The sequence below is a fragment of the Escherichia sp. MOD1-EC5950 genome, from assembly GCF_002965345.1.
GTDB classification, from domain to species: Bacteria; Pseudomonadota; Gammaproteobacteria; order Enterobacterales; family Enterobacteriaceae; genus Escherichia; species Escherichia marmotae.
In genome coordinates this window covers 75359-88722 of record NZ_PTSR01000011.1, presented here as the reverse complement: position 1 = coordinate 88722, position 13364 = coordinate 75359, and the positions used below count along the sequence as shown (strand labels likewise).

The 13364-nt window shown below is 50.0% G+C and carries 12 protein-coding genes and 1 pseudogene; 6 read left to right on the top strand and 7 right to left on the bottom strand.

Features of this window, described 5'->3' with window-relative positions:
* Positions 1–172: 172 nt before the first annotated feature.
* Positions 173–1099, top strand: a complete 927-nt coding sequence (locus BEA93_RS13120; RefSeq protein ID WP_105224644.1) for an ISNCY family transposase — start codon at positions 173–175, stop codon at positions 1097–1099.
* Positions 1100–1346: pseudogene (locus BEA93_RS13115) on the top strand (hypothetical protein); the annotation flags it as partial.
* 40 nt (positions 1347–1386) lie between these two features.
* Here the strand turns inward: BEA93_RS13115 and yfaU are convergent.
* The 6 genes from yfaU to BEA93_RS13085 all read right to left on the bottom strand — a co-directional run bounded on the left by yfaU (position 1387) and on the right by BEA93_RS13085 (position 7617).
* Positions 1387–2190, bottom strand: a complete 804-nt coding sequence (gene yfaU / locus BEA93_RS13110) for a 2-keto-3-deoxy-L-rhamnonate aldolase (protein ID WP_001094289.1) — start codon at positions 2188–2190, stop codon at positions 1387–1389.
* Between the two features lie 16 nt (positions 2191–2206).
* Entirely contained in the window at positions 2207–3496 is a 1290-nt protein-coding gene (locus BEA93_RS13105) for an MFS transporter (protein WP_105224643.1), read from the bottom strand.
* A 56-nt stretch (positions 3497–3552) separates the two neighbouring features.
* A complete protein-coding gene (gene rhmD / locus BEA93_RS13100; RefSeq protein ID WP_016248993.1) occupies positions 3553–4758 on the bottom strand; it encodes an L-rhamnonate dehydratase in 1206 nt (401 codons plus the stop codon).
* 14 nt (positions 4759–4772) lie between these two features.
* Complete coding sequence (locus BEA93_RS13095) at positions 4773–5555, bottom strand: IclR family transcriptional regulator (protein ID WP_000894175.1); 783 nt, start codon at positions 5553–5555, stop codon at positions 4773–4775.
* 217 nt (positions 5556–5772) lie between these two features.
* Positions 5773–6975, bottom strand: coding sequence for a nicotinamide mononucleotide deamidase-related protein YfaY (locus BEA93_RS13090; protein WP_105224642.1), 1203 nt, complete (start codon positions 6973–6975; stop codon positions 5773–5775).
* A 99-nt stretch (positions 6976–7074) separates the two neighbouring features.
* A complete protein-coding gene (locus BEA93_RS13085) occupies positions 7075–7617 on the bottom strand; it encodes a YfaZ family outer membrane protein (protein ID WP_001516761.1) in 543 nt (180 codons plus the stop codon).
* A gap of 277 nt (positions 7618–7894) precedes the next feature.
* Between BEA93_RS13085 and nudI the strand changes: the two genes are divergently transcribed.
* On the top strand, positions 7895–8320 hold the full coding sequence (gene nudI / locus BEA93_RS13075) for a nucleoside triphosphatase NudI (RefSeq protein ID WP_001249881.1): 426 nt from the start codon (positions 7895–7897) through the stop codon (positions 8318–8320).
* 39 nt (positions 8321–8359) lie between these two features.
* Here nudI and ais read toward each other — a convergent pair whose 3' ends face one another.
* Positions 8360–8962 (bottom strand): lipopolysaccharide core heptose(II)-phosphate phosphatase Ais, encoded by a 603-nt coding sequence (ais, locus tag BEA93_RS13070; protein ID WP_016262178.1) that lies wholly within the window; start codon positions 8960–8962, stop codon positions 8360–8362.
* A 314-nt stretch (positions 8963–9276) separates the two neighbouring features.
* Between ais and arnB the strand changes: the two genes are divergently transcribed.
* From arnB to arnA, 3 genes are read left to right on the top strand one after another with little or no spacing between them, the layout of a single operon-like run.
* The gene (gene arnB / locus BEA93_RS13065) at positions 9277–10416 is read left to right on the top strand and encodes a UDP-4-amino-4-deoxy-L-arabinose aminotransferase (RefSeq protein ID WP_001516764.1); all 1140 of its coding nucleotides are present in this window, start codon (positions 9277–9279) and stop codon (positions 10414–10416) included.
* A 3-nt stretch (positions 10417–10419) separates the two neighbouring features.
* The gene (arnC, locus tag BEA93_RS13060) at positions 10420–11388 is read left to right on the top strand and encodes an undecaprenyl-phosphate 4-deoxy-4-formamido-L-arabinose transferase (RefSeq protein ID WP_000459655.1); all 969 of its coding nucleotides are present in this window, start codon (positions 10420–10422) and stop codon (positions 11386–11388) included.
* On the top strand, positions 11388–13364 hold the full coding sequence (gene arnA, locus BEA93_RS13055) for a bifunctional UDP-4-amino-4-deoxy-L-arabinose formyltransferase/UDP-glucuronic acid oxidase ArnA (protein WP_105224641.1): 1977 nt from the start codon (positions 11388–11390) through the stop codon (positions 13362–13364). The genes arnC and arnA overlap by 1 nt, the downstream gene beginning before the upstream one ends.

Sequence of the window (13364 nt, the reverse complement as noted above, 5' to 3'; positions counted from 1 at the left end):
AGCATGTTGCTTATCGGGCATTTTTGCGGGCGCGATTCCGTGCCAAATGTACGCGTTGCATCGCCGTGAAAATTCCTCTGAAAACGTCTCGCAAAGACTGAAACTGTCAGATGTCAAAGGCCCGGGATACCCGTAATGTCGCGTCATCATAAACATCTGGTGACGGACAACCATGACAGAATCAACAACATCCTCCCCGCATGATGCGGTATTTAAAACCTTTATGTTCTCGCCCGAAACCGCACGGGATTTTCTGGAAATACACCTGCCGGAACCGCTATGTAAGCTTTGCAACCTGCAAACCTTACGCCTGGAACCCACCAGTTTTATTGAAAAAAGTTTACGCGCTTACTACTCGGATGTTTTGTGGTCGGTAGAAACCACCGACGGCGAAGGTTATATCTACTGCGTGATTGAGCATCAGAGTACTGCAGAAAAAAACATGGCCTTTCGACTGATGCGTTATGCCACTGCCGTCATGCAGCGCCATCTGGACAAAGGCTATGACAGAGTCCCTCTGGTAGTGCCAATGCTGTTTTATCACGGCGAAACCTCACCCTACCCATATTCACTTAACTGGCTGGATGAATTTGACGACCCGCAGCTTGCCCGGCTGTTGTACACCGAAGCTTTTCCGTTGGTGGATATCACCATCGTACCTGACGATGAGATCATGCAACATCGGCGTATAGCTCTGCTGGAACTGATTCAAAAGCATATTCGCGAGCGCGATTTAATCGGTCTGGTCGACAGGATCACCACGCTTTTGGTTAGGGGCTTCACTAATGACAGCCAGGTGCAAACGCTGTTTAATTATCTGCTGCAATGCGGCGATACCTCCCGTTTCACCCGCTTTATTGAGGAAATTGCCGAACGTTCACCACTACAAAAGGAGAGATTGATGACTATTGCTGAACGGCTACGGCAGGAAGGACACCAAATTGGCTGGCAGGAAGGTAAATTAGAAGGTTTGCAGGAAGGCATGCATGAACAAGCCATTAAAATTGCCTTGCGCATGCTGGAGCAGGGCTTTGAACGTGAGATTGTGCTGGCGACAACCCAACTCACTGATGCTGATATTCCACCGAACTGTCATTAAAAGAAGAGATCGATGGCTATTGCTGAACGGCTACGGCAGGAAGGGCATCAAATTGGCTGGCAGGAGGGTAAGATTGAAGGCTTGCAAGAAGGTAAATTAGAAGGTTTGCAGGAAGGCAAAGTAGAAGGCATGCATGAACAAGCCATTAAAATTGCCTTGCGCATGCTGGAACAGGGTATTGATCGTGACCTGGCTGCTCGCAGCCACCCAGCTAAGCGAAGCCGATCTGGCAGCGAATAACCACTAATTAACACAGGCCCACAAGCAATCCCCATGGGCCTTTGATATCAATAACTACCTTTTATGCGTGGCTCATTTTTGCCTGATTTAAATATCGCCAGTCGCTTATCCAGGGCATCACTGTAGAGCATGGTGTCGACGCCAACGGCGACAAAGTTCGCTCCCCACGCAAGGCATTGCTGCGCCATATCAGGAGCCACAGCCAGAAAACCTGCTGCTTTACCCGCAGCGCGGATCCGTCGGATGCTGGTTTCAATAATACGCTGCACTTCCGGGTGCCCGGCATTATCCGGGTAACCCAACGACGCTGAGAGATCCGCTGGCCCAATAAACACACCATCAACCCCCTCAACGTCGAGGATTTCATCCAGATTATCCAGTGCTGTTTTACTTTCCACCTGCACCAACAGACAAAGTGAGTCGTTGACTTGCGCCATGTAATTCTCAATGCGTCCCCAGCGTGCTGCCCGTGCCACGCTGGCCCCGACACCACGCTCACCGTACGGTGGATAGCGAGTTGCAGACACTATCTGACGCGCCTGTTCGCCAGTGTCGACCATCGGGATCAGTAGAGTTTGCGCGCCAATATCCAGGACTTGTTTAATCAGCGACTTACTCCCCTCCACTGGGCGGATCACGGGTTGGCTGCCATAGGGCGCTACCGCCTGAAGTTGGTGATAAAGGTTCTGAATGGTATTTGGCGCATGTTCACCATCAATCAGCAACCAGTCATAACCGGAGGTGGCGGCAATTTCTGCCATATAGGAAGTTGTCGAACTTAACCACAGACCAATTTGTACTTCACCCTTGCGTAAGCGTTCTTTGAATGGATTGATTAATAATGTGTTCATCATGTTCCTTAACCTGTTAATGATGCGCCTCGTTGGTCTGCGCAACAGCGCGACTTACACGCAGAGTGAAAATAATCAGCGAACCGATGACCGCCACCGCTGCCAGCATCAGCAAGCCTGCCGCATCGCTGGCAAACAACGTTTCTGCTTTTACACGCAGGATCGGGGCGATAAATCCGCCCACCGCGCCAAACAGGTTTACAAAACCAATCCCCGCAGCCAGCGCCGTACCGGAAAGCAGTTGTGTCGGCATCGTCCAGAACACCGGCTGAACCGCAATAAACCCTATTGCTGCAACACACAGCGCAACGATTGCCAGTACTGGCGAAAGTAGCCCGGAAAGGCCAATACCAATGCCCGCGGACAGCAATGTCAGCGCCGCGACATTGCGCCGTTCGCCGGTTTTATCGGAATAGCGCGGAATAAGCCAGGTCCCCAACAATGCCGCAATCCACGGAATGGCGGCGACCACGGAGGCCGTAAAGCCCACTTTTGTTCCCAGCAATGCGGCAACCTGCGTCGGCAGGAAGAAAATTAATCCGTAAACCGCCACCTGAATAGTCAGGTAGATAATCGCCAGTTGCCAGACTCGCCCATTACGCAGCGCATCACTCAGTCGCGAAGTGACTTTCTGTTGTTCTTCACTTGTAAGTTGATTAATGAGCAACGTTTTTTCTTCTTTACTCAGAAAACGTGCCTGCTCCGGTGTGTCATCAAGCCAAAAGAATGTGAACACCCCAGCACCGACTGCCAGTAATCCTTCAATCACAAACATCCAGAACCAGCCGGGATGTCCCATAAATCCATGCATCTCCAGAAGCGCGCCGGAGAGCGGTGATCCCAGCGTTAACGCCAACGGTGCTCCCATATAAAACAGCCCCATAATGCTGGCGCGATTACGCTGCGGAAACCATTGCGAAGTGAGATAAATCATACCTGGAAAGAACCCGGCTTCCGCAGCACCAAGCAGGGTGCGAACTATCAGAAATTTCACTTCAGTATCGGCCCATGCCATTGCCGCCGAAAGAAACCCCCACAGCAGTGTCGTCGTACCAATCCAGGTCCTGGCTCCCAGTTTGCGCATCAACAAATTCGCCGGAACACCGAGAAACGCATACACCACAAAGAAAATTCCCGCTCCCAGCGCATAAGCTTCATTACTTAGCCCGGTATCAATCTGGTAGGTCTGTTTGGCAAAACCAATATTCGAACGATCGAGAAACGCCAGCACGTACAGCGCCAACATAAACGGGATCAAACGCGCGCGGTTTTTCTTCACCACGGCGTCAAGCAAAGCGGTGCTCATAAGAAGCTCCTTAGAACATGTGAGCGTTACTGTTGTCACGGCAACGCCCGGAATGATTAGTGGCTGTAAGGGCGTTTCAGATTGCAGTCACGATTGAGTTCGACGCCGAAACCCGGTTTATCAAGTACTGATTTGTGAATACGACCATTCACCGGCACCGGCTCATTAAGCAAAATCGGATCAAACTGCGGACGCATCGATGAACAATCCGGACTGGTCATCAGGAATTCGCTAAATGGGGTATTGGTGAAGGTGATCACCGCATGGTGGGAGTAAACAGACGAACCGTGCGGCACCACCAGTTGTCCACGTGATTTGGCAATTGCGGCAATCTCCACCAGCGTGGTTAAGCCACCGCACCAGCCAACATCTGGTTGCATAATGTCGATACCGGTTTCTGAAAGTGTACGGAAAGATTGTAGTGTGCCGTGGTGCTCGCCACTGGTGACCATCATTCCTGCTGGTGCGTTGCGTTTTAATTCGCGATAACCTTCATACTGTTGCGGCGGCAGGCACTCTTCGATCCATTTCAGGTTATAAGGGGCACAAGCGTGAGCCAGTTTGGTGGCATAGTTCACGTCCTGGCTCATCCAGCAGTCGAGCATCAACCAGAAATCTTCACCGCATTTTTCACGCATACCCGCGACCATAGCGGCGTCTTTGCGGATCCCCGCATCACCATCATGTGGCCCCCAGTGCGTCGGCATCTTGCCGCCGATAAAGCCCATCTCTTTTGCCAGATCCGGGCGTGCGCCCGTGGCGTAGAACTGAATTTCATCACGGACAGCGCCGCCTAAAAGTTTATAAACCGGAAGTCCGACCACTTTGCCGAACAGATCCCACAGAGCCAAATCAACACAGGAAATCGTGTTCATCACCAGGCCCCCTGAACCGGAGTAATACTGGGTGGCGTTGAGCATTTGATCGTGAATCAGTTTGATATCACTGACACATTTGCCCTCTATGAAACGGTTTAGGTGTTTTTCAACGATAAAGCACCCCATTTCACCGGCTGTTGAAACGGCGAAGCCGGTCTGGCCATTTTCTGCTTCGACTTCAACAATTAACGTGCCAAGAACGTTAATACCAAATGACTGGCGGGACTGCTCGTAATCGCGGTATTTACTCATCGGGGTAGCAATATGATCGTCAATCCAGTGATCCACTCCCTGGTCGTGATAATCACCGCCGCCAGCGCCTTTTTCTGCTGTCGCTCCGCCAGTAAACCAGGCGCGAACCTGTTTGATTTTTGGTAGGGTCATGATGTTCTCCATTTTTATGAGGCCAGTAAGTCAAAGGGACTTTTCCATCCCAACAGACGTGAAATATCCCTGGCGCAGGCGATGGCTTTGCCCGCCAGATAATCACGATATTCTTCATTGATTTGTAAACGAGTACCGACCACTGAGATCGCGGCGGTAAGCTCGTTATTGGCGTTAAACACCGGGGCAGCAACACAACGGACATCGGTGTAATCTTCACCGTTGTCATAGCTCCAGCCCTGACGGCGAATACGTGCCAGTTCTTCGTGGAGCTGTGGTGGACGGGTAATCGTGGTGGGTGTCGCCTGTTCCCAGACCAGCCCTTCGATAATACTTTGCTGTACAGCTTCAGGTTGCCAGGCAAGCAGGCATTTACCTATTCCGGAGCGATAAAGCGAAAGGCTTTTTCCTTCATGGGAACGCACGCTGATAGTGGCTGAAGACTCCACTTTCAATATGTAATATGCGCTACCGTTATCGATGATCCCAAGGTGACACAACAGTCCAGTGGTATCCATCAGTTGCGTCAGGCGTGGGCGTGCCAGTTCCCGGAGATCCATCTTGCTTAACGCATGGCCGGAAAGCTCCACCAGCCTGGTCCACAGACAAAAATTTTCCTGGTGATCAAGACTCAGAAAACGCTGACGCTTGAGTTCGTTAAGCAGCAAATAGGCTGTGCTTTTAGGGATCCCCAATGTGTCGATGATCGTCGCAGCACTACAGGGGCCAATGCGAGCAATCAAATTGAGAATATCAATAGCCCGTGTCAGGGCGGGAACTTTGCTTGATTCCAACATACTGGACTCCAGTCTTAGATACTGGAATCAGTCTCGTTGCTCAGGGGGAGTAAAATTGTGAAGCGCATCAAATCCCACTCCTCGTCCAGAGGACTGGAGGAATTACGCACAAATTTGTGAATTAGCGCACGGATTTTTTCTTATTGAGTACAACAGGTTGGACAACCTTTGCGGGAGAGAAGTGTGCCGGTGTAGTAAACCGGCACGGAGTGGCTGCTCAGGCAGTTAGGGTCATAGATTCAACAACCTCAATCCAGCCATGCTCGCTGGCAATGTCCTGACCGTTCAGCCAGCGACGCAGCATATTGAGTGCCATCATTGCACACACTTCCTGACGAATAGCCAGACTGTAGCGCGTAGTGCTGAAATGTACGCGCAGAGCAAAAGTGCCATCCGGCGTGGCCAACGCAAAGTTGAGATACCCATCTTCCAGGCCAGAAATGGCCAGTGCCAGCCCGGCGAAATGTTTGGCTCGTCGTTCAGTTATCCAGTGTGCGGTTTGCGCCAGTGTTTCTTCCTGTGAAGGCACGACTTCACACGCCAGTAATGGCGCACCAGCACGAGAAAGTTGCAATGCCAATAAACCACCGGTGAATTGCTCGCTCAACGTCAGACTGAACTGGCGACGTTGCAATTCCCGGCTGATCTGCGCAGGTAGTCCTTCGGTGCCTTCAAAAATCATGCTCTGTCCGGCGACGCGTTTAACGTCCTGCCATAGTTTTTCCATCGCCTGTAGCTCGCTTGCCGGTCCGGTGAGTTTCAATTCGATAATCGGCATAGAAGAGCGATAGCCCATCGTTACGCCCGGCGGCAGTTGCAACGTGTCCAGGCTTTGCGCCAGATCGCTTTCTGAACGACCAAAGGTAGTCAAACGCAGGCAAACCGGTGGCTGCGGTAAGGAAAAACGCTCACGCAGGCGCGGCAGAATTTCATGCTCCACCATCACTTTAAATTCCGAAGGCACGCCTAGGGTAAAGAACATCAGGCAACGGTTAAGTTGCACAGCAAAACCACAGGCCGTGCCAACCGGATTATTGATAAATTCAGCACTGGCTGGCAGCTCCGCCTGTTTGCGGTTACTCGGCGCCATCACGCGCCCACGTTCGCGGAAATAGCGTTCCATCTCTTGCAGCCAGGCTTCATGAAGAACTAATCCCTCACCTTTTGCTGTCGCAGCAGCCAGTGCGCTTAAATCATCGCTGGTCGGCCCCAGACCACCGTTGACGATCAGCACATCGGCGTGCTGGCTACGTTCACGCAGAATGGTGACTAAATCCTCAAGGTTATCGCCCACCGTATTACGGCGAGATAATGGCAACCCCTGATGAAAGAAAAAATCAGCCAGCCAGGCAGCGTTAGTGTCAACGATTTGCCCGTGTAACACTTCATCCCCTGTGGATAACATTTCCACTTTTAACATGGTTATCTCCTGCTTTTGTTATCGAATCACTATAACGCAAAGGGAGATAAGGCATAGAAAGAAACTGAATGGCGCGGCAGAACGCCGCGCCGAAAGGCATCAGAAGCTGGCGTTAACCCCGACATAAGGGCCGTCAGCCACCGCGTTGTCGCGGTGGCCGTCTTTACCCGACAGATTCAGATAGCGGTAGCCCGCCTCAATGCTGACTGGACGCATAATAGTGTAACGCGCGCCTGCATTCGCTTCTTCATAACTTTTAATACCGCTGGAGAGCGAATCCGGAGAGTAGTAATACTCGCCAAACAGACGGAAGCTATCGCCAATTTGCCACTGCAAGCCACCGCCTACCGCCGCGGCATAACCTTCATCACCGTCGTTCGGGTTGGTATAAACGCCTTTACCACCCACGGTTGCCATTAGCGGACCCAGCGGCAGATTCAATCCCAGACCAACGCCCGCGACGTCACCGTCGTCATCGTTATGTGTCCAGTTACCGCTTAATGCCAGACCGGTCGATTCAGTACCGAAACCAACACCAATATTGGTATATTCTTTTCCCGCCTGACCGCTGATACTCATCGCATTTGCCGATGCAGAAACCAATAGCATTCCAGCCAGAACTGGCAGCGCCAATTTTTTCATTTTTACCTTTTCCCGCAAGAAGATAATTAAAAGTCCCCAAAGCTGCGGGATTGTACTGCCTGACGCAGAGGATTCAATGCGTGAAAAAAGCGATCTGCTAACTTATTGTAACTAAATACTTCTTGAATAATTAAGTGCAGAAAAAGCAGCCATCAAAAATTGATTGCCAGCCAAATAATCATCGTGGCTATCATCACCCAAAAGACAAATGCTACTTTCACCTGTTTATCCATTGCCGTATTCTTTTATTTTATTTTCGATGGTAAGGAATATTCCCATGCGACAACGGACTATCGTTTGTCCCTTAATTCAAAATGATGGTGCTTATCTGCTGTGTAAAATGGCCGACGATCGCGGCGTTTTCCCCGGACAATGGGCGCTGTCTGGTGGCGGCGTAGAGCCCGGTGAGCGTATTGAAGAAGCATTACGTCGTGAAATCAGAGAAGAGCTGGGCGAACAACTGATTCTTACTGACATCACACCATGGACCTTCAGTGATGATATCCGCATCAAGACCTACGCAGATGGTCGCAAGGAAGAGATTTATATGATTTACCTAATCTTTGACTGCGTCTCTGCCAACCGTGAAGTAAAAATTAACGAAGAGTTTCAGGACTATGCATGGGTAAAACCGGAAGATCTTGCGCACTATGATTTGAATGTCGCCACCCAAAAAACATTACGTTTGAAAGGTCTGATGTAACAGTAATGACAGCCATTATTGGCTGTCATATTAAAAATATCAGCGATTAGCAAATTCACCATCCAGTAAAACGTTGCCTTTTTCCACATGCATTACCAGCCCATCCAGATAATCTGGTTTAAATGTCACGTTACGTTTATCTTTAGCGATATAGGTCAGACAATGGTTATGGGTGAAAATAACGATATTTTTATCTGGTGCTTTGCTTTGTAACTCCTTAATTGTGCTATAAATCTCATTTCTACATTGTAGAAATCGTTTATCTACCGTCAGTTTTTTTCCAGCAGAAAACCAGCTCGCTGATTGAATAGTCCGAACGGTATTACTGGAATAAAGATCGAAATTAGGGATGTCCGCGCTGAAAGCTTTGCCCAGTTCACGGGCATCCTGAGTACCTTTCACCGTAATGCCTGTTTTGTCTGACAAGCAGTGATTGGAGGAACGGTCGCAGCGTTCCGCATGGCGAAACAGAACCACAACCGGGTGCTGCTGCGCTAATCTGGCCAGCGTTCTATTGTCGATACGTGGCAAACCATTACTGCTCCAGGCAGCATGTGTACCCAGCCCCACAATCGCCACAAGCACCAGTAAAATGAAGATATATTTTTTAGACTTCAACGAAGCCCGACAAAAAGCTAACACGTAAGCTCCACCTATAGACAAGCGTAGCCAACTAACTGGCCGTGAAAACAAACATCATTTTCATCGGTAAATAGTGGCGGGATAAATTAAAACATTACGGCGCACGCAAAATGCCTTAAATTTTGTCAAATTAAAAGCCCGAATAAGATGAAAAAACAAAAAAAATAATATTTAAGTCTTATATTCATTCCTTAAGGTTAAATTAATATTCTAACCTTAGAATTTCACTCCAAATGGCAAAATAGACATAACGCTCCCTATGACAAATATTAGCGAATAACTGGGAAAGATATTCAATGACCGAAGGAAAAACCATGTCAGACTTTTTGCCTTTTTCACGTCCGGCAATGGGTGTGGAAGAACTCGCCGCGGTTAAAGAAGTTCTCGAATCAGGATGGATCACTACCGGTCCGAAGAATCAGGCACTTGAACAAGCCTTTTGCCTGTTAACGGGAAATCAGCATGCCATCGCAGTCAGTTCAGCCACTGCCGGAATGCACATCACGCTGATGGCGCTGGGGGTTGGTGTTGATGATGAAGTCATTACTCCCTCCATGACCTGGGTTTCAACTCTCAATATGATCTCCCTGTTGGGCGCAACACCGGTGATGGTGGACGTTGATCGCGATACGCTGATGGTCACGCCTGAAGCAATCGAAGCGGCCATTACACCTCGTACCAAAGCGATCATCCCGGTGCATTATGCCGGAGCGCCGGCAGATATTGACGCCATTCGCGCCATTGGTGAGCGCTACGATATCGCAGTCATTGAAGATGCCGCCCATGCCGTCGGTACAAATTACAAAGGTCAACATATTGGCGCGAAGGGCACCGCTATTTTTTCATTTCACGCCATCAAAAATATTACCTGTGCGGAAGGTGGATTAGTCGTTACTGATGACGAAAATCTCGCTCGCCAGTTACGCATGTTGAAATTTCATGGTCTGGGTGTCGATGCATACGACCGAAAAACATGGGGTCGCGCACCGCAGGCTGAAGTATTAACACCAGGCTATAAGTACAATCTGACCGATATTAACGCCGCGATTGCTCTGACGCAGTTGAATAAATTAGAGCAACTAAATACCCGTCGTCGAGAAATTGCCCTGCAATATCAACAAGCACTGGTGGATCTACCCTTCCAGCCTCTGAAGCTTCCCACATGGCCACATGTTCACGCCTGGCATCTGTTTATTATTCGTGTTGATGAACAACGTTGTGATATCAGCCGCGATGCGTTGATGGAAGCACTGAAAGAAAGAGGCATTGGCACTGGGTTACATTTCCGCGCAGCTCACACGCAAAAATATTATCGTGAGCGTTTTCCCACGCTGTCGTTACCGAATACCGAATGGAATAGCGAACGCATCTGTTCGTTGCCGCTTTTCCCGGATATGACCACCGCCGATGCCGACCGCGTCATCACAGCCCTTCAGCAACTTGCAGGACAATAAGCCATGTTTGACATCCACCCTGTTAAGAAAGTCTCGGTGGTTATTCCCGTTTATAACGAGCAGGAAAGTTTACCGGAATTAATCAGGCGCACCACCGCAGCCTGTGAATTGCTGGGCAAAGAGTATGAAATACTGCTGGTTGATGACGGCAGTAACGACAATTCTGCGCAAATGCTGGTCGATGCCTCACAAGCAGAGGGCAGCCATATTGTGTCTATTTTGCTTAACCGCAATTACGGACAACATTCGGCAATTATGGCGGGTTTCAGTCACGTTACCGGCGACTTAATCATTACTCTTGATGCCGATCTCCAGAATCCGCCAGAAGAGATCCCCCACCTGGTGGAAAAAGCCGATGAAGGTTACGACGTGGTAGGGACTGTGCGCCAGAACCGCCAGGACACCTGGTTTCGTAAAACTGCCTCGAAGATGATTAACCGACTGATCCAGCGCACCACCGGCAAAGCGATGGGCGACTACGGCTGTATGCTGCGCGCTTATCGTCGTCATATTGTCGATGCCATGTTGCACTGCCATGAACGCAGCACCTTTATTCCGATTCTGGCGAATATCTTCGCCCGCCGCGCCATTGAAATTCCGGTACACCATGCCGAGCGTGAGTTTGGCGAATCAAAATACAGCTTTATGCGCCTGATTAATTTGATGTACGACCTGGTGACCTGCCTCACGACCACACCGTTACGTATGCTTAGTCTGCTTGGCAGCATTATTGCGATTGGTGGTTTTAGCATTGCGGTACTACTGGTGATTTTACGCCTGACGTTCGGACCGCAGTGGGCGGCAGAAGGCGTCTTTATGCTGTTTGCCGTACTGTTTACCTTTATTGGCGCTCAGTTTATCGGCATGGGATTACTCGGTGAATATATTGGCCGGATCTACACCGATGTCCGCGCCCGCCCCCGCTATTTTGTGCAGCAAGTTATCCGTCCATCCAGCAAGGAAAATGAATAATGAAAGCCGTCGTTTTTGCCTATCACGATATGGGTTGCCTGGGTATTGAAGCCTTGCTGGCTGCCGGTTACGAAATTAGCGCCATTTTTACTCATACCGATAATCCTGGCGAAAAAGCATTTTATGGTTCGGTCGCTCGCCTGGCGGCGGAAAGAGGGATTCCGGTTTACGCGCCGGATAACGTTAATCATCCTCTGTGGGTGGAACGCATTGCCCAACTGTCACCTGATGTGATTTTCTCTTTTTATTATCGCCATTTGATCAGCGACGAGATTTTGCAACTTGCCCCCACTGGCGCGTTTAATCTGCATGGTTCGCTGTTACCGAAATATCGCGGCCGCGCGCCACTGAACTGGGTACTGGTGAACGGTGAAACGGAAACTGGCGTTACGTTGCATCGGATGGTGAAACGTGCCGATGCCGGAGCCATTGTTGCCCAGCTACGCGTTGCCATTGCACCGGACGATATCGCCATTACGCTGCATCATAAATTGTGCTACGCCGCGCGTCAGTTGCTGGAACAGACGTTACCCGCCATTAAACACGGTAATATTCTGGAAATCGCCCAGCGCGAGAGCGAAGCCACCTGTTTTGGTCGCAGAACGCCAGATGACAGCGTCCTTGAGTGGCACAAACCGGCATCCGTACTGCATAACATGGTGCGTGCCGTTGCCGATCCGTGGCCTGGCGCCTTCAGCTATGTAGGCAATCAGAAATTCACCGTCTGGTCGTCACGCGTGCATTCTCATGCGTCCACAGCACAACCGGGGAGCGTGATTTCTGCTGCACCGCTGTTAATTGCCTGTGGCGATGGTGCGCTGGAAATTGTCACCGGACAGGCGGGCGATGGAATTACTATGCAAGGTTCGCAATTAGCCCAGACGCTAGGGCTGGTTGAAGGTTCAAGACTTAACAGTCAACCTGTTTGCACCGCCCGACGCCGTACCCGGGTGTTGATCCTCGGGGTGAATGGCTTTATTGGCAACCATCTGACAGAACGCCTGCTGCGCGAAGATCATTATGAAGTCTACGGGTTGGATATCGGCAGCGACGCCATTAGTCGTTTCCTTAATCATCCGCATTTTCACTTTGTCGAAGGTGATATCAGCATTCATTCTGAATGGATTGAGTACCACGTCAAAAAATGTGATGTCGTATTGCCGCTGGTGGCGATTGCCACACCGATTGAGTATACCCGCAACCCGCTGCGCGTATTTGAACTCGATTTTGAAGAGAATCTGCGCATTATCCGTTACTGCGTGAAGTACCGTAAGCGAATTATCTTCCCGTCGACCTCGGAAGTTTACGGGATGTGTAATGATAAATATTTCGACGAAGACCATTCTAATTTGATCGTCGGGCCGGTGAATAAACCGCGCTGGATTTATTCGGTATCAAAACAATTGCTTGACCGGGTGATTTGGGCGTATGGCGAAAAAGAAGGATTGCAGTTTACCCTCTTCCGGCCGTTTAACTGGATGGGGCCACGGCTGGATAACCTTAATGCAGCGCGAATTGGCAGTTCGCGCGCCATTACACAACTCATTCTAAACCTGGTAGAAGGATCGCCAATTAAGCTGATTGATGGCGGAAAACAAAAACGCTGCTTTACTGATATTCGGGACGGCATCGAAGCACTGTTTCGCATTATCGAAAACACGGGAAATCGCTGTGATGGCGAGATTATTAATATCGGCAACCCCGATAACGAAGCGAGCATTGAAGAACTGGGCCAGATGCTACTGGCAAGCTTTGAAAAACATCCTCTACGCCATCACTTCCCACCGTTTGCAGGCTTTCGCATCGTCGAAAGTAGCAGCTACTACGGTAAAGGATATCAGGACGTGGCACATCGTAAGCCTGGCATCCGCAATGCCCGCCGCTGCCTGGATTGGGAACCGAAAATTGATATGCAGGAAACCATCGATGAGACGCTGGATTTCTTCCTGCGCACTGTCGATCTTACGGATAAATAA

Excerpts from the sequence above, each read along its gene's own strand:
- arnB (WP_001516764.1), top strand. The coding sequence starts at position 9,277 with ATGTCAGACTTTTTGCCTTTTTCACGTCCGGCAATGGGTGTGGAAGAA.
- nudI (WP_001249881.1), top strand. The coding sequence starts at position 7,895 with ATGCGACAACGGACTATCGTTTGTCCCTTAATTCAAAATGATGGTGCT.
- arnA (WP_105224641.1), top strand. The coding sequence starts at position 11,388 with ATGAAAGCCGTCGTTTTTGCCTATCACGATATGGGTTGCCTGGGTATT.
- BEA93_RS13090 (WP_105224642.1), bottom strand. The coding sequence starts at position 6,975 with ATGTTAAAAGTGGAAATGTTATCCACAGGGGATGAAGTGTTACACGGG.
- BEA93_RS13085 (WP_001516761.1), bottom strand. The coding sequence starts at position 7,617 with ATGAAAAAATTGGCGCTGCCAGTTCTGGCTGGAATGCTATTGGTTTCT.
- yfaU (WP_001094289.1), bottom strand. The coding sequence starts at position 2,190 with ATGAACACATTATTAATCAATCCATTCAAAGAACGCTTACGCAAGGGT.
- arnC (WP_000459655.1), top strand. The coding sequence starts at position 10,420 with ATGTTTGACATCCACCCTGTTAAGAAAGTCTCGGTGGTTATTCCCGTT.
- BEA93_RS13095 (WP_000894175.1), bottom strand. The coding sequence starts at position 5,555 with ATGTTGGAATCAAGCAAAGTTCCCGCCCTGACACGGGCTATTGATATT.
- BEA93_RS13105 (WP_105224643.1), bottom strand. The coding sequence starts at position 3,496 with ATGAGCACCGCTTTGCTTGACGCCGTGGTGAAGAAAAACCGCGCGCGT.
- rhmD (WP_016248993.1), bottom strand. The coding sequence starts at position 4,758 with ATGACCCTACCAAAAATCAAACAGGTTCGCGCCTGGTTTACTGGCGGA.
- BEA93_RS13120 (WP_105224644.1), top strand. The coding sequence starts at position 173 with ATGACAGAATCAACAACATCCTCCCCGCATGATGCGGTATTTAAAACC.